Source organism: Bradyrhizobium sp. CCGUVB4N (assembly GCF_024199945.1).
Lineage (GTDB): Bacteria > Pseudomonadota > Alphaproteobacteria > Rhizobiales > Xanthobacteraceae > Bradyrhizobium.
The window spans coordinates 9,085,686-9,103,363 of record NZ_JANADP010000001.1 but is presented as its reverse complement, the minus strand read 5'-3'; the positions used below and the strand labels follow the sequence as shown (position 1 = coordinate 9,103,363).

At 63.3% G+C, this 17,678-nt stretch carries 14 protein-coding genes; 8 read left to right on the top strand and 6 right to left on the bottom strand.

Going from position 1 to position 17,678, the window contains the following annotated elements; genetic code table 11:
- Nucleotides 1–160 precede the first annotated feature (160 nt).
- The 3 genes from NLM31_RS42410 to NLM31_RS42400 form a co-directional block, all read right to left on the bottom strand.
- Nucleotides 161–1,036: an acyl-CoA acyltransferase gene (locus NLM31_RS42410; protein WP_254196052.1), complete on the bottom strand. Its 876-nt coding sequence runs from the start codon at nucleotides 1,034–1,036 to the stop codon at nucleotides 161–163.
- A 36-nt stretch (nucleotides 1,037–1,072) separates the two neighbouring features.
- On the bottom strand, nucleotides 1,073–2,053 hold the full coding sequence (locus NLM31_RS42405; RefSeq protein ID WP_254135080.1) for an amino acid--[acyl-carrier-protein] ligase: 981 nt from the start codon (nucleotides 2,051–2,053) through the stop codon (nucleotides 1,073–1,075).
- 66 nt (nucleotides 2,054–2,119) lie between these two features.
- Nucleotides 2,120–3,334 carry an acyl-CoA dehydrogenase family protein gene (locus NLM31_RS42400; protein WP_254135079.1) on the bottom strand — a complete coding sequence of 405 codons (1,215 nt, stop codon included), beginning with the start codon at nucleotides 3,332–3,334 and terminating at the stop codon, nucleotides 2,120–2,122.
- A gap of 355 nt (nucleotides 3,335–3,689) precedes the next feature.
- Between NLM31_RS42400 and NLM31_RS42395 the strand changes: the two genes are divergently transcribed.
- The 3 genes from NLM31_RS42395 to mtnA all read left to right on the top strand — a co-directional run bounded on the left by NLM31_RS42395 (nucleotide 3,690) and on the right by mtnA (nucleotide 6,258).
- Nucleotides 3,690–3,962, top strand: a complete 273-nt coding sequence (locus tag NLM31_RS42395) for a phosphopantetheine-binding protein (RefSeq protein WP_254135078.1) — start codon at nucleotides 3,690–3,692, stop codon at nucleotides 3,960–3,962.
- 278 nt (nucleotides 3,963–4,240) lie between these two features.
- On the top strand, nucleotides 4,241–5,116 hold the full coding sequence (locus NLM31_RS42390) for an S-methyl-5'-thioadenosine phosphorylase (RefSeq protein ID WP_254135077.1): 876 nt from the start codon (nucleotides 4,241–4,243) through the stop codon (nucleotides 5,114–5,116).
- Nucleotides 5,117–5,148: 32 nt separating this feature from the next.
- On the top strand, nucleotides 5,149–6,258 hold the full coding sequence (gene mtnA / locus NLM31_RS42385; protein ID WP_254196051.1) for an S-methyl-5-thioribose-1-phosphate isomerase: 1,110 nt from the start codon (nucleotides 5,149–5,151) through the stop codon (nucleotides 6,256–6,258).
- 112 nt (nucleotides 6,259–6,370) lie between these two features.
- On the opposite strand, the gene NLM31_RS42380 is transcribed toward mtnA, so the two are convergent.
- On the bottom strand, nucleotides 6,371–7,006 hold the full coding sequence (locus NLM31_RS42380) for an HAD-IA family hydrolase (protein WP_254196050.1): 636 nt from the start codon (nucleotides 7,004–7,006) through the stop codon (nucleotides 6,371–6,373).
- Nucleotides 7,007–7,100: 94 nt separating this feature from the next.
- On the opposite strand from NLM31_RS42380, the gene NLM31_RS42375 reads away from it, so the two are divergent.
- Both NLM31_RS42375 and NLM31_RS42370 read left to right on the top strand, forming a co-directional pair.
- A complete protein-coding gene (locus NLM31_RS42375; RefSeq protein ID WP_254135074.1) occupies nucleotides 7,101–7,859 on the top strand; it encodes a trypsin-like serine protease in 759 nt (252 codons plus the stop codon).
- A 125-nt stretch (nucleotides 7,860–7,984) separates the two neighbouring features.
- Entirely contained in the window at nucleotides 7,985–9,487 is a 1,503-nt protein-coding gene (locus NLM31_RS42370; protein WP_254196049.1) for an NAD(P)/FAD-dependent oxidoreductase, read from the top strand.
- 242 nt (nucleotides 9,488–9,729) lie between these two features.
- Here the strand turns inward: NLM31_RS42370 and NLM31_RS42365 are convergent, their stop codons facing one another.
- Together NLM31_RS42365 and NLM31_RS42360 are read right to left on the bottom strand one after the other, a co-directional pair.
- Nucleotides 9,730–10,656 (bottom strand): response regulator, encoded by a 927-nt coding sequence (locus NLM31_RS42365; protein WP_375167527.1) that lies wholly within the window; start codon nucleotides 10,654–10,656, stop codon nucleotides 9,730–9,732.
- Entirely contained in the window at nucleotides 10,640–14,011 is a 3,372-nt protein-coding gene (locus NLM31_RS42360) for an ATP-binding protein (protein ID WP_254196048.1), read from the bottom strand. Before NLM31_RS42360 ends, NLM31_RS42365 begins: the two co-directional genes overlap by 17 nt.
- 177 nt (nucleotides 14,012–14,188) lie before the next feature.
- Between NLM31_RS42360 and urtA the strand changes: the two genes are divergently transcribed.
- The 3 genes from urtA to urtC all read left to right on the top strand — a co-directional run bounded on the left by urtA (nucleotide 14,189) and on the right by urtC (nucleotide 17,668).
- Nucleotides 14,189–15,448: an urea ABC transporter substrate-binding protein gene (gene urtA / locus NLM31_RS42355; protein ID WP_254196047.1), complete on the top strand. Its 1,260-nt coding sequence runs from the start codon at nucleotides 14,189–14,191 to the stop codon at nucleotides 15,446–15,448.
- Between the two features lie 132 nt (nucleotides 15,449–15,580).
- A complete protein-coding gene (gene urtB / locus NLM31_RS42350) occupies nucleotides 15,581–16,507 on the top strand; it encodes an urea ABC transporter permease subunit UrtB (protein WP_254135069.1) in 927 nt (308 codons plus the stop codon).
- Between the two features lie 18 nt (nucleotides 16,508–16,525).
- Nucleotides 16,526–17,668 (top strand): urea ABC transporter permease subunit UrtC, encoded by a 1,143-nt coding sequence (gene urtC / locus NLM31_RS42345; RefSeq protein WP_254135068.1) that lies wholly within the window; start codon nucleotides 16,526–16,528, stop codon nucleotides 17,666–17,668.
- Nucleotides 17,669–17,678: the final 10 nt, after the last annotated feature.

The window sequence follows — 17,678 nt, the reverse complement described above, 5'->3', positions numbered from 1 at the left end:
TGAGCGTAGCGAAGAGGCGGGAAAATTCCCTTAAGCGCCGTAGTTTACGGAGGGTGACTGGTAATGAAGAGAGCGAGTGTCCGGAATCGCGCAACAAATCTAGGTGCCGTCCGGGCGGAGGCCGGGACCACACCGTCTTTGCTGTAAGAGCGTACCGTCCCTACGGCCCGTAGAGTACGAGTTCCGTATCCGTGAGATCAGCCAGCCGCGGGCGGTGCGGACCTTTGAAATATTTGCGGCCGCGCCGCTCGGTATAAATACCGACCAGGCCGGGGATGGGCTCGTTAGAATCGACGAAAACCGAGATCTTGCCCAGCCGCAATAGCAGCCGGCCGATACGGCCGGCACAGGCGGCGTATTCGGAAGCATTGCGACAGTAGATCAGCTGCATCGCCGGCGGCGCGATGAAACCGCGGCGGATGCGCACCGGTTGCAGGATGAAGGGGAAGACGCCCTTCGGCGTGCGGCAGACCAGGCTCAGGCAATTGTAGCGTGCATGCCGCGTCAGCAGCTCGGTCTCATCATCGGTGAGCCCCTCGATCTGCTTGGTATGCTGCGAGATGACCTCGATCTTGCTCCAGCGTGGTGCGCGCGACAGTGCCGGCACCGAGACGAACAGCCCGCGGCAATAGGCGCGAAAGCCCTGCGTCTCGATGAGCGGCCAGGTCCACGGCGCCGGGCTGATATTGAGGTAAGTGACGTGCTTGTGCCGCTGCGCGATCTTGGTCAGCAGCGGCGCGTAATTGCGGTAAGCCGGCTCGACATACCAGCTCGACAGATTGCACTGGATGGCGGTCTCCTCGCCATCCTTGCGCGTCGTGTAGATCAGCAGCAGCACGCCGACCGGCGCGCCGTCATTGTCGAGCATGTAGCCGAAGCGCGGATAGCCGTCCGGCACCGGCCGGAAGGCCTGTCGGCGCAGGCCCTGGATCCAGTAATTGCGCGAGCGGCCGACGAAGCCGCGCGTCAACAGGTCCGCGACCGCATCGACGTCGGCTTCAGTGATCTCGCGACATCGGACCTTGGTGTGGATCACGCTCGTCTTACCCGTGGAAATGGGAGGCCCCTTACCTTAGCGCCAACCTTCGCCGTGAGCGTCAGCCGCGACTTGCGGCTGCATGCCAAGAATGTCCCGCACCTTGGTGGGCCAGGCGGAGACATCGGTGCCGTGGGTGTGGAACATCGCGACCGCCAGGCGATCCATGCCGAAGGCGACGCAGCCGGTGTGCGCAGGCTCGCCATTGGCGTCCTGGATGCCCCAGGTCGTTCCGAAATGTTCGCGGTGATAGTTGAAGCTCATGCAGGCGGTCGGCTGCTCTTCCGAGCGGAGCGGGATCAGCAGCTCGAACTTCAGCTGCTGCTGCTTCTGGCTCACCGCCTTCATCTGTCCGACGCGGCCGAAGAAGGGATCGCTGGCATAGTCGACGCGGAAGGTCAGGCCGAGATCGGTCGCGATCGCCTGCGCGCGCACCATCCAGCGCTCGCGGAAGTCGGCGACGTCATCGGGGGTGCCGATGCAGACATATTCGCGCATCCGGAACGATTGCAGCCGGTCGAGATGTTTCGACGGCTCGCGACGGAAGCAGTCGGCCGCGACGTCGAAGCGCAGGCCGCCCTTCGGCAGCTGGCCGCGGCTCGCCGCGATCGGATAGACGGGATAGCAGGCCGCGGGCGACAGCACGAGGTCGGCCGGCGACAGCGACGAGGTCCAGTCGCCGCCGGCATCGAAGCGGCTCACCGCGGCGTTGATCTCGCGTTCGGTACCATGCAGGCCGCAGACGCAGCCGAGCAGGTTCGGGAAGCTCTTGAGGTAGCCGGACTTTTCCAGCTGGGCGCGGCTCATCACCGGCGGGAAGCGCATCACCTCGGTGCCGGCTTCGCGATTGCTCGTGATCAGTGCGGCGAGACGTTCAACAACGCCCTCATAGAGCGCGGTGCGGGCGTAGACGCCGTCCGACCCCATCGGGTGGAACAGCTTGTCGGCGAGATGATCGAGCGGATCCGTGGCCTGCGGTGCGGTCTCGGGCGAAACGGGGAGAACAGCAATGTTCATGTTCGACTTCCTGTTATCGGCAATTATTCTTGTTGGTCTCGAAAGCACGTCGGTCGCGAAGGCTTATTAGTCACGAAGGCTTGCCGGAATGCCGCTCATCAAGGTCGAGGTGGCGGCATTGGCCAGAATACGGTCGTTGTTGATCATGATCGGGGACGACAGCACGTCGCGAAGATGGCGGCCCATCGTGAACTCGCCGTCGTTGCGATAGCCGGACAGGCCCGCGGTACGCATCGCATGCATCACGGTTTCGACCGCGAGCTCGGAGGCCTGGACCTTCAACAGCGTGATCGATGACTGGAAATCGAGCGAGCCGAGCGCGCGCTCGTCATGCTCGGCGCCGGCGAAGGCGTCGACATTGGCTGCGATCAGCGCGCGCAGTTTTGCGAGCGACATCTTCGCGGCGGTGAAGTGCGCAGCCGCCGGCGGCATCTGGCCACCGGAGCTGCGGGCCGCCTTGCGGACGAAGGCCTGCGCACGCGTGACCGAGGCCGCGGCAATGCCGGCCCAGGCGGACGACCAGCATAGATGCGCGAACGGCGTCATGGTCTGGGCGTGGATCTTGTCATAGGCTTCCGGGAAGACACGGTCGGCGGGGCAATCAACCTTCAGCTCGAAGCCGGTCGAGCAGGTGCCGCGCATGCCGAGCGTTTCCCACCCCTGCGTCTGCTTCAGCGAATAATCGTCCTTGGCGAGCGCCAGCAGGACCTGGTCGGAAGCCGCAGCCTCGGTGGCGCGGCGGGCGATGGTGACGAGGCCGTCGGCTTGGGCGCCGTAGGAGATCACGGTGGCGTCGCGCACGAGCGAGACGGTGTCGCCGGCGTGGTCGACCGCGGCCGCGCTGGCGCGGATGTTGCCGCCGTTCTGACCCTCGGTGGTGGAGGAGGCGAGCAGCCACTGGTCGCGGGCGACCCGGCGCATCATGGTCTCCATCCAGGGAATGCCGTGTCCGTGGCGGATCACGCAGGCGACCTTGGTCGTATGCATCGCGTAGATCATCGCAGTCGAGGCGCAGGCGCGCCCGAGCGTGTAGCAGATGTCGGTGACATCGTAGATCGAGGCGCCGAAGCCGCCGAACTCGACCGGGATCATGACGCCGAGCAGTTTCTGCTCGCGCGCGGTGTCGAAAGCCTTGTGGGGGAAGCGGGCGTCGCGATCGACGCCGTCAGCGTCGGCTGCCGCCACGGTGGCGGTGCGAGCCGCACGCTCGATCAAGGAAGGACCTTCGAAAAGACTCGCTTGCGTCTCGTCGACAGCCAGGACTGCTTCACGCACGTTCATGCTCGTCCGCCTCCGTTTCGCCGTTCGAAACCGCAGGCATCATTTGCGATGCCGTTCGCGATCATCCGACCATCTTTGCTTGTGATCTGAGGCTACGGATTTAATTCAAATTCGTCGATGAAATAGAGGGTAAACGAACCGCAATTCCGGACGAACAGTTAAGGGCCGGTTGTTTGCGTCGGCGAGAATCCCGATGTCACGTTAGGGATTTGGAAGAAGCCCGAATTTCAGACAATCTGAGTCATCGTTTACTAAGAAACGCGAAGTAATGGTGCCGCCCATTGCGGGATCGGCCGGTCGTGCCCATCGTACCCGGCAACCGGCCGACCTTTTATGGACAGATGGAAATTTGCCAATGCAGGCTTTCGATACCGATTTGCGTAATCGCATCACCAAGCTGGTGAAGGGCATCCTCGCGCAGAATTCGCTCACCGCCGACGTCACGCCGTCGACGAAGCTCGTCGATGCCGGCTTGACCTCGATGGACATGGTGAATCTGATGCTGGGCGTCGAAGCCGAGTTCGACTTCACCATTCCGCAGACCGAGATCACGCCCGAGAATTTCCAGTCCGTCGAGACGCTGGAACGCATGGTCGCGACGCAGTTGAAGTTGGCGGCCGCGGCTTAAGCCGCGGACGCCGCTCTCTCTCCTGGGTCGTTCCTGCGAACGCAGGGACCCATAACCCCAGGGAGAAGTTTGACGAAGATCGGTCGTTCGGGATTACGACCAACCACCTCGATAGATTTCGCGGTATGGGTCCCCGCGTTCGCGGGGACGACATCTCGTGCGTGGTGAGCGCCGCCGCCCCCCACACCACTGGCATCATCTCACCACCCCGTTCCAAAACCGCCGCAAAACTGGCATAGCTTAACCATGTCGCACGTAGCTGACAGGGTGGAGCAGGCATGACGCAGGCGGTATTGGGCATCATCGGCGGCTCCGGCATCTACGACCTGCCGGGACTCGAAGGCGCGCACGAAGAGGTGATCAGGAGCCCCTGGGGCGAGGCGTCGGCGCCGGTGCGGCGCGGCACCATCGCAGGCCTGCCGATCGTGTTCCTGCCGCGCCACGACAAGGGCCACCGCCTGTCGCCCTCCGACATCAACTATCGCGCCAATATCGACGTGCTGAAGCGCGCCGGCGTCACCGACCTGATCTCGCTGTCGGCCTGTGGTTCCTTCAAGGAAGAGATGCCGCCCGGCACCTTCGTTCTCGTCGACCAGTTCGTCGACCGCACGCACAAGCGCGAGAGCTCGTTCTTCGGCAAGGGCTGCGTCGCGCATGTCTCGATGGCGCATCCGGTCTCGCCGCGGCTGCGGATTCATTTGGCCGCTGCGGCCGAAGCCGAGGGCATCGCGATCGCGCGCGGCGGTACCTATGTCTGCATGGAGGGACCGCAATTCTCCACCTATGCGGAAAGCATGACGTACAAGACGCTGGGCTATTCCGTGATCGGCATGACCAACATGCCCGAAGCAAAACTCGCCCGCGAGGCCGAGATTTGCTACGCGACGGTCGCGATGGTGACGGATTTCGACTGCTGGCACCCCGATCATGATGCCGTCACGGTGCAGGACATCATCCGCGTGCTGACTTCCAACGCCGACAAAGCCAAGGCGCTGGTGGCGCGGCTGGCCAGGGAGTTTCCCCGTGAGCACGAGCCGTGCCCGATCGGCTCGGACCGTGCGCTCGACACCGCGCTGATCACCGCGCCCGAGGCGCGCGATCCCGAGCTTCTGAAGAAGCTCGATGCGGTGGCCGGGCGCATCCTGCGCGGTTGAGATGCAAGACAAGGACGAAAAGGCAGAATGCCATGAAGGTCGACGGTAAGCATTTCCGCAGCATCTGGCGCGAGCGCGACGGCTGGTCGGTCGGCGCGATCGACCAGCGCAGGCTGCCGCATGAGTTCGTTGTTGCGAAGCTGACCTCGTGCGAGGACGCCGCGGTCGCCATCCGCGATATGCTGGTGCGTGGCGCGCCGTTGATCGGTGCCACCGCGGCCTATGGCATGGCGCTGGCGATGCGCGAGGACGCCTCCGACGCGGGCTTGAAACGCGCCTACGATACGCTCGTGGTGACGCGGCCGACCGCGATCAATCTGAAATGGGCGCTGGACGAAATGCGCGCGACGCTCGCGCCGATCGATCCGGTCGAGCGGGCGGAAGCCGCCTATGCGCGCGCCGACGAGATCGTCGAGCAGGACGTCGAGATCAACCGCGGCATTGCCGCCAACGGTCTCGCGCTGATCGAGGCGATCGTTGCGAAGAAGAAGCCGGGCGAGACGGTCAACGTGCTGACCCATTGCAACGCCGGGTGGCTCGCCACCGTCGACTGGGGGACCGCGACCGCGCCGATCTATCTCGCGCAAGAACGCGGCATCAAGATCCATGTCTGGGTCGATGAGACCCGGCCGCGCAATCAGGGCGCGTCGCTGACCGCCTGGGAACTCGGCCATCACGGCGTGCCGCACACGGTGATCCCCGACAACACCGGTGGGCATCTGATGCAGCACGGCATGGTCGATCTCGCCATCGTCGGTACCGACCGCGTCGCCGCCAATGGCGACGTCTGCAACAAGATCGGCACCTATCTGAAGGCGCTCGCCGCGCATGACAACAACGTGCCGTTCTACGTTGCGCTGCCGTCGCCGACGATCGACTTCGCCGTCAATGACGGCATTCGCGACATTCCGATCGAGCAGCGCAGCGGGGCAGAGGTTACCGACATGACCGGCCGTACCGCGGACGGCAGGCTGGAGACCGTGCGCATCGTGCCGGAGGGATCGCCGGTCGCGAACTACGGCTTCGACGTGACCCCGGCGCGGCTCGTCACTGGGCTCATCACCGAGCGTGGTGTGCTGAAGCCGGATCGTGCGTCGCTGGCGGCGGCGTTTCCGGAGCGGATCGCTGCTGCAGCAGAGTAGGCTCTCGTAGGGTGGGCAAAGGCGCGGAAGCGCCGTGCCCACCATCTGCCTGTGGTGGGCACGCTTCCGCTTTGCCCACCCCACGGCGCTACGCCTCGCAACAACGAGTTGCCTACCCCAGCTTCAACCCCGTCGCCGCCTCGAGCTCGGCGATCGCTTGCGCGCCGCTCGCGACCTTGATCGTGGTCATGCCCATCTCGCGCGCGGGCCTCAGATTGACGCCGAGGTCGTCGAGATAAACGCACGTCTTCGGATCGACCTTCAGCGTCTCGACCATCAGCTGGTAAATCCGAGGGTCCGGTTTGCGCAGGCCGATCTTGGCGGATTCGATGACGTGGTCGAACAGTACCATGACCTCGGCGACGTAGAGCGAACGCCCGGTCATGCTGCCGATGGCGTTGGCCGGCAAATTGTTGGTGATGCAGCCGGTCCTGAACCTGGCCTTGATGCGCTTCAGGGCCTCGACCATCTCGGGACGCAGATCGCCTTGAAGCAGCGGCAGCACCTCGCGGCCGCGTACTTCAGCGCCGAGTGCACGCGACTCCTCTGCGAACAGCTTGTCGAACGTGTCGACGTCGACCTCGGCGCGCTCGAACTTGGCCCAGGCGTTCTCCAGATGATTGGCGGCGTTGGTGCGCCGGATGATGTCGACGGGCAGGCCGCGTTCGGTCTCGAACCGCGAAAACGCCTCGAACGGCGAACTCGTCAACACGCCGCCAAAATCAAAGATCACAGCCTCGATCGTCACTATCCTGCCCTCGTCAATTCCTTTCCAAGAGGGCTAGCATGCGCTATCGGCAAGGGCCAGTCCGAAGCCGATGCTGACGCCAGAGCGTGTTCCCATGAAGAAGCTTGCAACTCTCATCGTATCCGCGCTGCTGCTCGCCACGCCCGCGCATGCGATCGTCGGCGGCGGCACGCCGCAGACCGATGGCGTCGCGCGTGCGGTCGTCACCATCGTGGGCTCGCGCGGCAATTTCTGCACCGGCAGCCTGATCGCACCCAAACTGGTGCTCACCGTCGCGCACTGTGTGCAGCCCGGCGCGGACTACAAGATCGTCGATCGCGGCGCGGACGGCGCGCCGCAACTGCTGAACGTGCGTACTGTCGCGATCCATCCAGGCTTCAACATGCAGGCGATGCTGGCGCATCGTGCCACCGCCGACGTGGCATTGCTGCAACTGGAAATTCCACTCAAGGGAAAATCGACAGTGTCGGTCGGCATGCCGAATATTCCAATCCAGGTTGGCAGCCGCTTTACCATCGCCGGTATCGGCGTCACCGTGCGCGGCGATGGCAAGAGCGGCGGCGCGATTCGCGTTGCCAGTCTCGCGGCCACAGGTCAGCCCGGCACGTTCCAGATCCGCCTGGTCGATCCCGTAACCAACGGTGTTCGCGACGGAATCGGCGCCTGCACCGGTGATTCCGGCGGTCCCGTGTTCGAAGACAAGCCGAATGGCGCCGTGCTTGTCGGCGTCATCAGCTGGTCGACGGGACCAAATGGTGCCGCCGGCTGCGGCGGATTGACGGGCGTCACGCCGCTGACGCTCTATCGCGACTGGATCTTGCAGACAGCGCGGAGCTGGGGCGCGGCGTTGTAGTTTGATCGCGACTTGATCTATGTCATTTTGCTGAGGAAGCGCGGTTGGCAACCATGCCTGTCGCGGAGGAAACGCGTCGTCCGATCAAGGGCGGCCACAAAAACAAGCAAGGCATAGAAACAACAATGAATGTCGCTGTTCGCAGTCACGCCACCACCAAACAGGCTTCGGAACATTTCGACGTGCTGATCGTCGGCGCCGGTATCTCCGGTATCGGCAGCGCCTACCATATCGAGAAGCAGCTTCCGGGCACGAGCTACGTCATCCTGGAAACGCAGGCGACGTTCGGCGGCACCTGGAGCACGCATCGCTATCCCGGCATCCGCTCCGACAGCGACCTCCACACCTTCGGCTACAGCTTCAAGCCTTGGGTCGGGCCGCCGATCGCGACGGCCGAGGAGATCCTCGCCTACATGAACGAGGTGATCGACGACAACGATATCGCTCGCCATATCCGCTACAAGCACAAGATCAATGCGGCGAGCTGGTCGAGCGAACAGAACCTCTGGACCATCGAGGCGGTGACGACCGATACCGGCGAAGCCCGGATCTTCACCGCGAACTTCCTCTGGATGTGCCAGGGCTACTACCGCCATTCGGAAGGCTATACGCCGGAATGGAAGGGCATGGATCGCTTCAAGGGTCGCATCGTCCATCCGCAGACTTGGCCTGACGATATCGATCTCAAGGCCAAGAAGGTCGTCGTCATCGGCTCGGGCGCGACGGCTGCGACATTGGTGCCGAACATCGCGGACGAATGCGCGCATGTCACCATGCTCCAGCGCTCGCCGACCTATTTCCGCCTGGGGCGCAATGCGATCGAGATCGCCGAGGAATTGCGCCGGCTTCAGGTCGACGAGGCCTGGATTCACGAGATCGTCCGCCGCAAGATTCTGTTCGAGCAGGATGCATTTACAAAGCTCTGCCTGTCGAAGCCGGAGCAGGTGAAGAAGGAGCTGATCGGCCAGATCAGCGCCGTGCTCGGCGCGGACTACGACGTCGAGACGCATTTCACGCCCAGCTATCGCCCGTGGCGGCAGCGTATCGCCTTCGTGCCCGATGCGGACCTCTTCAAGGGCATTGCCAGCGGCAAGGCTTCCGTCGTCACCGACGAGATCGAATGTTTCGTCGAGAACGGCATCCAGCTCAAATCCGGCAAGCTGCTGGAGGCCGATGTCATCGTCACCGCGACCGGCTTCAACCTGTCGGCGCTCGGCGACATCGCCTTCGAGATCGACGGCAAGCCGCTGGCTTTCGGCGACACCGTCACCTATCGCGGCATGATGTTCACAGGCGTACCGAACCTGGTCTGGGTGTTCGGCTATTTCCGCGCGAGCTGGACGTTGCGTGTGGATCTCGTCGCGGACTTTGTCTGCCGGCTGCTCGGCCACATGAAGGCGAAGGGCAGCAAGAAGGTCGAGGTGGCCTTGCGCGCCGAAGACCACAACATGCCGATCCTGCCATGGATCGATCCGGAAAACTTCAACCCCGGCTACATCACGCGCCATATGAACCTGTTGCCCAAACGTGGCGACAAGCCGGAATGGCAGCACAGCCAGGATTACTGGACCGAGAAGGACGAGATTCCAAAGACGGATCTGGACGACAAGGCGTTCGTGTATGGGTGAGGGGTGTTCGCGGGTCGTTGTGTAATCACAGCTGCCGCCACGTCCTCCGCCGTCGTCCCCGGCCTAGTGCGCAATTGCGCACGGGGCGCCGGGACCCATAACCCCAGGGAGCTGATTGGCGAAAACTCGTCGTTCTGTACGGCTACTTCTGGAATCGAGAAATCACGCGGTATGGGTCCCGGCCTTCGCCGGGACGACACTGCGTGTTGGGTTAGCTGTGTCGCAACTCATCAATATCGTCGTTACGAATTCCTCCGCGTCGCATTCGTGGCAATCGCCGCCGCCGCCGTCCGGTTCTCCACGCCCAGCTTGGCGTAGATCTGCTCCAGATGCTTGTCGACGGTGCGTGGGCTCAACCCCAGAATCTGCGCGATGTCGCGATTGGTCTTGCCCTTGCTGAGCCAGGCCAACACCTCGCCCTCGCGGGTGGTGAGGCCGAGCTCGCTGGTGAACTCCGGCGGCAGCGCGGTTCCGGATTCCTTGGAGAGCCGCAGCAGGAACTCGTTCGGCGCGGTCTCGCCCATGTAATAGAACCGGAGCTGCGGATTGTCGGGCAGCGAAGCAGCCTGTGACTTCGCGCTGCTCTTGCCCTTGGCCTGCTCGAGCCATTGCAAGAGCGACGGCGGCAGGACGAAGTCGTCGGCCTGCGCACCGTGATGATCGTCCAGCAGCTTCTGCGCTTGTGGTGTCGCCCAGAGAATGTGGCCCTGGCGGTTGACCGCAAACAGGAAACGGCCAGAGACGTCGAGCGCAGTGCGCGCGCTTTGGGTCAGCCGTGCATTGCCGAGATGGACGCGGATGCGGGCCAGCATCTCCTCGATCACGATCGGCTTGGTCACGTAGTCGACGCCGCCGGCTTCCAGCCCGCGTACAATGTGCTCGGTTTCGGCGAGGCCCGTCATGAAGATCACGGGGACATTGGCCAGGCCCGCGTCGCGCTTGAGCCGGCGGCAGGTCTCGAAGCCGTCCAGCCCGGGCATCACGGCGTCGAGCAGCACGATGTCGGGCGTGATCTGGTCGACGATGCGCATCGCGCTCGCGCCGTCGAGCGCCACCATCACCGTCATCCCGGCGCCGTCGAGCGCATCGGTGAGCAACCGCAGCGTTTCGGGAGAGTCGTCGACCACGAGCGCGACGTCGCGCTTTTTCGTCTCAATGCTCATAAGCATGCAGTGTTTTCAATGTTGTCATGTATTGATCGAGATCGAAGCGATCGACCAGCGATCGCATCTCCGCGACGAAGTCGGCATGCTCGGGATGCTCGCTGCCGATCTCGTCCAGCTTCAGCTGAATCGCTTTGACGTAGCCGATCTGGCCGAGCCCGATCAGCGCCTCGATGTGTCGGACCGGCGGCCGCGAGCCGCCGTCCGGCCGCCACAGTGGCACGACGATGTCGTCCGAGCCGTATTGCCACTCGATCTTGAGCAACTGGCGAACGGTCTCCAGCAGCCGCGGAATGTCGATCGGCTTCATCAGATAGCCGTCGTGGAAGGGCTGCGCGAGCGGTGCGCCGTGCGCCTCCAGCGCGCTCGCCGACACCATCAGGATGCGGGCCTGGTGGTGGCCGTCGGCGCGCAGCTGTTCCGCCACGGTCCAGCCGTCCATGCCCGGCATTGAGATGTCGAGCAGAAACAGGTCGGGCCGGCAATGCTGCGCCAGCGCGAGACAGCCCGGGCCGTCCGTGGCGCTCAGCAAGATGAAACCGAGCGGCGTCAGGACCTCACGCAGGAGATCGCGATGCACCGGGTCGTCGTCGGTGATGAGGATGGTCTTGCGTGCGCCATGATAGCCGGAGACTGGCGCCTCCACCGGCGCGATGCGCCTGGGGTTGCTGACCTCCGATAGCAGCATCTTCACCTTGAACGTACTGCCGCGCCCGACGGTGCTGGCAACCTTGATGTCGCCACCCATCACGCCGGCCAGCAGCCGGCTGATGGTGAGCCCAAGTCCCGTGCCCGTTTGCGGCTGCGAGACCCCGAGCGCGCCGCGCTCGAACGGCGCGAAAATGCGTTCGAGATCGTCGCACTGGATGCCGGGTCCGGTGTCGATCACCTCGAACTCGGCGACCGGGCTGCGGTAATGCACGACGAACTGGACGCTGCCGGTCTGCGTGAACTTGATGGCATTGGAGAGGAGATTGATCAGCACCTGCCGCAGCCGCTTCTCGTCGGCATAGACCACCGTCGGCAATGTCGCCGGCCGCCGGAACACGAAGTCGATCCCTTTGGCACCGGCCTGGAGACGGAACATGCCGACGAGCTGATCGAGGAACTCACTCAGGCGGACCTCGTCGCGGGAGAGATAAAGCCGTCCCGCCTCGATCTTGGAGATATCCAGAATGCCGTCGATCAGGCCGGAAAGATGATCGGCGCTGCGGCGGACGACGCGGACCTGATCGCGCGGCTTGGTGTTGAGCGTCGCGTCCTGCTCGAGCAGTTGCGCGTAGCCGCTGATCGCGTTCAGTGGCGAGCGCAACTCATGGCTCAGCCCTACTACATAGCGGCTCTTGGCGAGATTGGCGGACTCGGCAACTTCCTTGGCGCGCTGGAGCTCGGCATCGGTGCGCTTGTGCGCGTCGATCTCTTGGATCAGCAGCGCCGTCTGCCGCCGTGTCTCTGCCTCGGCCGCGCGACGGCTCTGCTGCGCCAGCACGAACAGCCATGCGACCACGCCTATGATGATGCTGAGCGAGAAGAACACCTTCCACAGCACGTTGGAGACGAGCGCATTCTCGCCATGCACGCTCGCCGAGGTCTGCAGATAGATCAGCCCAAGCACCAATGCGACGAGGCCGGCGGAGACCACGAACACGCCGATATAGTGCCCGAACTGCGAATTGATGCGCGCGTAGATCGGTTGCGGCAGGATCTTGCCGAGCGCGTCCGAGAATTGCACCTGCGCCCGCGCATGCGGTTTGCAGAGGTCGTGGCAGCGTGCATCGAGCGAGCAACACAGGGAGCAGATCGGGCCGGCGTAAGCGGGGCAGGACGTCATGTCCTCCGGCTCGAAACTGTGCTCGCAGATGCAGCACTGGATCGCCTCGATGGTGGCCCAGCTCCGCTTCGGCTTGCGTGCGATATAGAATTTGCCGTCGGTCAGCCACGCGATGATCGGCGCGGTGACGAAGGCCACCGTCAGCGCGACGAAGGCGGCGAGCGCCTTCATGGTCGGGCCGAACAGGCCGTAGAACGCTGCGATCGAGACGATGATCGCGAGTGTCATCGCGCCGACGCCGACCGGGTTGATGTCGTAGAGATGCGCCCGCTTGAATTCCATTTGCGGCGGACGAAGCCCGAGCGGCTTGTTGATCACGAGGTCGGATACCAGCGCGCCGACCCAGGCAATCGCGACGTTGGAGTAGAGCGCGAGCGTCTGTTCCAGCGCCTTGTAGACGCCGATCTCCATCAGCAGCAGCGCCACCATCACGTTGAACACCAGCCAGACCACACGCCCGGGATGACTGTGTGTCAGGCGCGAGAAGAAGTTCGACCAGGCGATCGAGCCGGCATAGGCGTTGGTGACGTTGATCTTGATCTGCGACAGCACCACGAAGAAGCCGGTCAGCGCCAGCGCGAGGTCCGGGTCCGACAGCACGTAGCGAAAGGCCACGAGATACATGTGGGCGGGCTCGGCCGCCTCTTCGGGCGGCACGCCGTGGCTCAGCGCGAAGAAGGCGAGGAACGAGCCGGCCAGCAGCTTCAGCGCACCGAGCACGATCCACCCCGGCCCGGCGCTCATCAGGGCGATCCACCACGACGCCCTGGAGGTGCGGCGGTCGCGCGGCAAAAATCGCAGGAAGTCGACCTGCTCGCCGATCTGCGCCACCAGCGAGAACACCACGGAGGACGCGACGCCGAACAGCAGCAGATCGAAATGGCCGCCGAGGTCGCCGTGCTCGCCGGCGAATTTGTGCCATTCCGTGAAGGAGTGCGGGCTGGCCCACGCGATCGCGGCGAAGGGCAGGATGTGCAGGACGATCCAGAGCGGCTGCGTCCAGAGCTGGAAGCGGCTGATCAGCGTGATGCCGTAGGTCACGAGCGGGATGATCGCGACGGCGCTGATGAGGTAGCCGATCGGACGGGGGATCCCTAAGCACATCTCCAGCGCGGTCGCCAGGATCACCGCCTCGACTGCAAAAAAGATGAACGTGAAGGAGGCGTAGATCAGCGAGGTGACGGTTGAGCCGATATAGCCGAAACCCGCACCGCGTGTGAGCAGGTCAATGTCGATGCCGCATTTGGCTGCATAATAGGCAATCGGCACGCCGCAGAAGAAGATGATGGTGGAGACGACGAGGATCGCGGCGGCGGCGTTGGTGACGCCGTAATTGAGGGTGATGGTGCCGCCGATCGCCTCCAGCACCAGGAAGGAGATGGCGCCGATGGCGGTATTGGCGACGCGCGCGGCGGACCAGCGTCGCGCGCTCTTGGCGGTGAAGCGCAGCGCGTAGTCTTCCAGCGTCTGGTTGGCGACCCATTGATTGTACTGGCGCCTGACGCGGTCTATTCGCTGCCGCCCTGCCACTTACACCCCACTCCCGAACTCGTCCGAACCTCTCGCGACCTCGCAAATCCCGTACCAAAAGCCTACGTCGGTATTTTGCGGTGCAGTATACGCGATCTTGCGTATGCTTGCGGTGCACAAATTCGAGCCATCCTCACGGCACCAATCGCGTGTCCTCGAACAAACAGTGGGGTGCTCATGTCAGACGAAACCAACAAGGGCCTGTTGTCGCCGCTCCGGCGCAAACTATTGATGGGAATGGCCGCCGTCCCGGCCATCACGATGCTGCCGCGGGTGTCCTTCGCACAGGCCCCGGCGACCTCGGCGGTCAACACCACCGGCCTCGCCGTCACCGACACCGAGGTGACGGTCGGCATCCTGCATTCGGCGACCGGCACCATGGCCATCTCCGAAACCGGCTCGATCGAAGCCGAAAAGCTCGCCATCGAGCAGATCAATGCCGCCGGCGGCGTGCTCGGTCGCAAGATCAAGTTCATCCAGGAAGACGGCGCCAGCGACTGGCCGACCTTTGCGGAGAAGGCCAAGAAGCTGCTGGTCAACGACAAGGTCGCGGCGATCATGGGTTGCTGGACCTCGGCCTCGCGCAAGGCGGTGCTGCCGGTCGTCGAGCAGTACAACGGCATGCTCTATTACCCGACCTTCTATGAAGGCCTCGAGCAGTCCAAGAACGTGATCTACACCGGCCAGGAAGCGACCCAGCAGATTCTCGCCGGCCTGAACTGGATCGCCAAGGAGAAGGGCGCGAAGACGTTCTTCTTCATCGGCTCCGACTACATCTGGCCGCGCACCTCCAACAAGATCGCGCGCAAGCACGTCGAGAACGTGCTGAAGGGCAAGGTCGTCGGCGAGGAATATTATCCGCTCGGCAACACCCAGTTCAATTCGGTCATCAACAAGATCAAGCTGACCAAGCCCGACGTGATCTTCACCGACGTCGTCGGCGGCTCCAACGTCGCCTTCTACAAGCAGCTCAAGGCCGCCGGCATCGACCTCTCCAAGCAGGCGTTGCTGACGATCTCGGTCACCGAAGACGAAATTGACGGCATCGGCGGTGAGAACATCGCGGGCGCCTATGCCTGCATGAAGTACTTCCAGTCGCTCGACAATCCGAACAACAAGGCCTTCGTGCCCGCGTTCAAGAAGATGTGGGGCGAGAAGACCGTGATCGGAGACGTCACCCAGGCTGCCTATCTCGGCCCGTGGCTGTGGAAGTTGACGGTCGAGAAGGCCGGCTCCTTCGACGTCGACAAGATCGCGGCGGCTTCGCCCGGCGTCGAGTTCAAGGGCGCGCCGGAAGGCTATGTGCGCATCCACGAAAACCATCACCTCTGGTCGAAGACCCGCGTGGGACGCGCCAAGCTCGATGGTCAGTTCGAGTTGATCTACGAGACCGCCGATCTCGTCGAGCCGGATCCGTTCCCGAAGGGCTACCAGTAAGAAGCGCGGCGATCGCCGCTCTCTCCGTAAAGCTCAAGCCTCTCCCTGGCGTGGATTGCAACTCCACGCCCAAGACCCCCGCGTCGCGAATTCGCTCGCGACGCGGGACCTCATCCCTGACGGAGGACATCGATGTTCGGCGACTATTCGCTTGGTGACCTTGGCTCCATCTTCGTCATGCAGGGCTTTGCAGGACTGATCCTGTTCTCTGTCTATGTGCTGATGGCGCTCGGTCTTGCGATCATCTTCGGCCAGATGGGCGTCATCAACATGGCCCATGGCGAGTTCATGATCCTCGGGGCCTACGTCACCTGGATGACCTCGAATTTTTTCCAGACCTACTTGCCGAGCCTGTTCAGCGGCTACTTCTTCCTCGCGATGATCCTCGCCTTTGTCGCATCAGGTGCGCTGGGAATGCTGGTGGAATGGGTGCTGATACGGCACCTCTACAAGCGTCCGCTTGATACGCTGCTTGCGACCTGGGGCCTCAGCCTGATGCTGCAGCAGGCCTATCGCTCCGTGTTCGGCGCGCGTGAGGTCGGTGTCGAGTTGCCGCAATGGATGCTCGGCTCGCTGCACGTCACCGACAGCATCGAAGTCCCGATCAACGGCGTCTTCGTGATGTGCCTCACCGTGCTGATCACGATCAGCGTCGCTTATGTCATGTACAAATCGCGCTGGGGGCGCCAGGTGCGCGCGGTGGTGCAGAACCGGATCATGGCCGGCGCCGTCGGTATCAACACCGAAAAAGTCGACCGCTACACATTTGGTCTCGGTTGCGGCATCGCCGGCGTCGCCGGCAGCGCCTTCACCATGATCGGCTCGACCGGTCCGACCTCCGGACAGCTCTACATCGTCGACACGTTCCTGGTGGTCGTGTTCGGCGGCGCCGCGAGCCTGATCGGTACCATCGCCTCGGCCTTCTCGATCTCGCAGACGCAATCCACCCTCGAGTTCTTCATGTCGGGCTCGATGGCCAAGGTGCTGACGCTGCTCGCCGTTGTCGGAATCCTGATGCTGCGGCCGCAAGGGCTGTTCGCCCTCAAGGTCCGCAAGTGAGAAATAGAGGCTGATGCAATGACCGACAATCGGTTCTTCAATCGATCGGAGCTCATCGGAATTCTGGTGCTCGCGGTCTTCCTGGTGGTGGTGCTGCCGCTCACGCTCGATGTCTTCAGGCTCAATCTGGTCGCGAAATATCTGACCTATGCCTTCGTCGCGCTCGGGCTGGTGATCTGCTGGGGCTATGGCGGCATTCTCAGCCTCGGACAGGGCGTGTTCTTCGGTCTCGGCGGCTACTGCATGGCGATGTTCCTCAAGCTCGAGGCATCGAGCGTGGAGAACACCAAGATCCAGTCGACCCCCGGCATTCCGGATTTCATGGACTGGAATCAGATCACGGCGCTGCCGCTGTTCTGGAAGCCCTTCAACAGCCTCACCTTCACCATCGCCGCCATCATCCTGGTGCCCGGCATCTTCGCCCTGATCATCGGTACCGCGATGTTCAAGCGCCGCGTCGGCGGCACCTATTTCGCGATCATCACCCAGGCGGTCGCGGCGATCCTCACCATCCTGATCGTGGGCCAGCAGGGCTACACCGGCGGCATCAACGGCATGACCGACCTGCGTACCTTGAAGGGTTGGGATATCCGGCCCGATCACGCGAAAGTCGTGCTGTACTTCTTCGAGGTCGGATGCCTGTTCGTCTGCATCATGATCGCGCAGTTCGTCCGACACTCCAAGCTCGGGCGTATTCTGGTGGCGATGCGCGAGAAGGAGGACCGGGTCCGCTTCTCCGGCTACAGCGTCGCGAACTTCAAGATCTTCGCCTTCTGCATCGCCGCCGTATTTGCCGCGATCGGCGGCGCGATGTTCGCGCTCAATGTCGGCTTCATGTCGCCCTCCTTCGTCGGCATCGTGCCGTCGATCGAGATGGTGATCTACACGGCGGTCGGTGGCCGGTTGTCGATCCTCGGCGCCATCTACGGCACGCTGCTGGTCAATTTCGCCAAGACCAGCCTGTCGGAAACGTTCCCAGAATTGTGGCTGTTCGGCCTCGGCGGCTTGTTCATCGCCGTTGTGCTCGCATTCCCGAACGGTCTTGCCGGGATCTGGGGCGACTATGTGCAGCCGCGCATCGATCGCCTGATCTCGTCGCGCAAACCCAAGCCCGAAGGCTGGACCGACAGCTCGGTTGCCGACGGCGCCCCGGCCGAGTGAGGAGATCATC

What these genes read in the sequence shown, in the direction of transcription:
- NLM31_RS42405 (WP_254135080.1), bottom strand. Translation starts at nt 2,053, where the DNA reads ATGAACATTGCTGTTCTCCCCGTTTCGCCCGAGACCGCACCGCAGGCC.
- NLM31_RS42400 (WP_254135079.1), bottom strand. Translation starts at nt 3,334, where the DNA reads ATGAACGTGCGTGAAGCAGTCCTGGCTGTCGACGAGACGCAAGCGAGT.
- NLM31_RS42395 (WP_254135078.1), top strand. Translation starts at nt 3,690, where the DNA reads ATGCAGGCTTTCGATACCGATTTGCGTAATCGCATCACCAAGCTGGTG.
- NLM31_RS42390 (WP_254135077.1), top strand. Translation starts at nt 4,241, where the DNA reads ATGACGCAGGCGGTATTGGGCATCATCGGCGGCTCCGGCATCTACGAC.
- mtnA (WP_254196051.1), top strand. Translation starts at nt 5,149, where the DNA reads ATGAAGGTCGACGGTAAGCATTTCCGCAGCATCTGGCGCGAGCGCGAC.
- NLM31_RS42375 (WP_254135074.1), top strand. Translation starts at nt 7,101, where the DNA reads ATGAAGAAGCTTGCAACTCTCATCGTATCCGCGCTGCTGCTCGCCACG.
- NLM31_RS42370 (WP_254196049.1), top strand. Translation starts at nt 7,985, where the DNA reads ATGAATGTCGCTGTTCGCAGTCACGCCACCACCAAACAGGCTTCGGAA.
- NLM31_RS42365 (WP_375167527.1), bottom strand. Translation starts at nt 10,656, where the DNA reads ATGCTTATGAGCATTGAGACGAAAAAGCGCGACGTCGCGCTCGTGGTC.
- urtA (WP_254196047.1), top strand. Translation starts at nt 14,189, where the DNA reads ATGTCAGACGAAACCAACAAGGGCCTGTTGTCGCCGCTCCGGCGCAAA.
- urtB (WP_254135069.1), top strand. Translation starts at nt 15,581, where the DNA reads ATGTTCGGCGACTATTCGCTTGGTGACCTTGGCTCCATCTTCGTCATG.
- urtC (WP_254135068.1), top strand. Translation starts at nt 16,526, where the DNA reads ATGACCGACAATCGGTTCTTCAATCGATCGGAGCTCATCGGAATTCTG.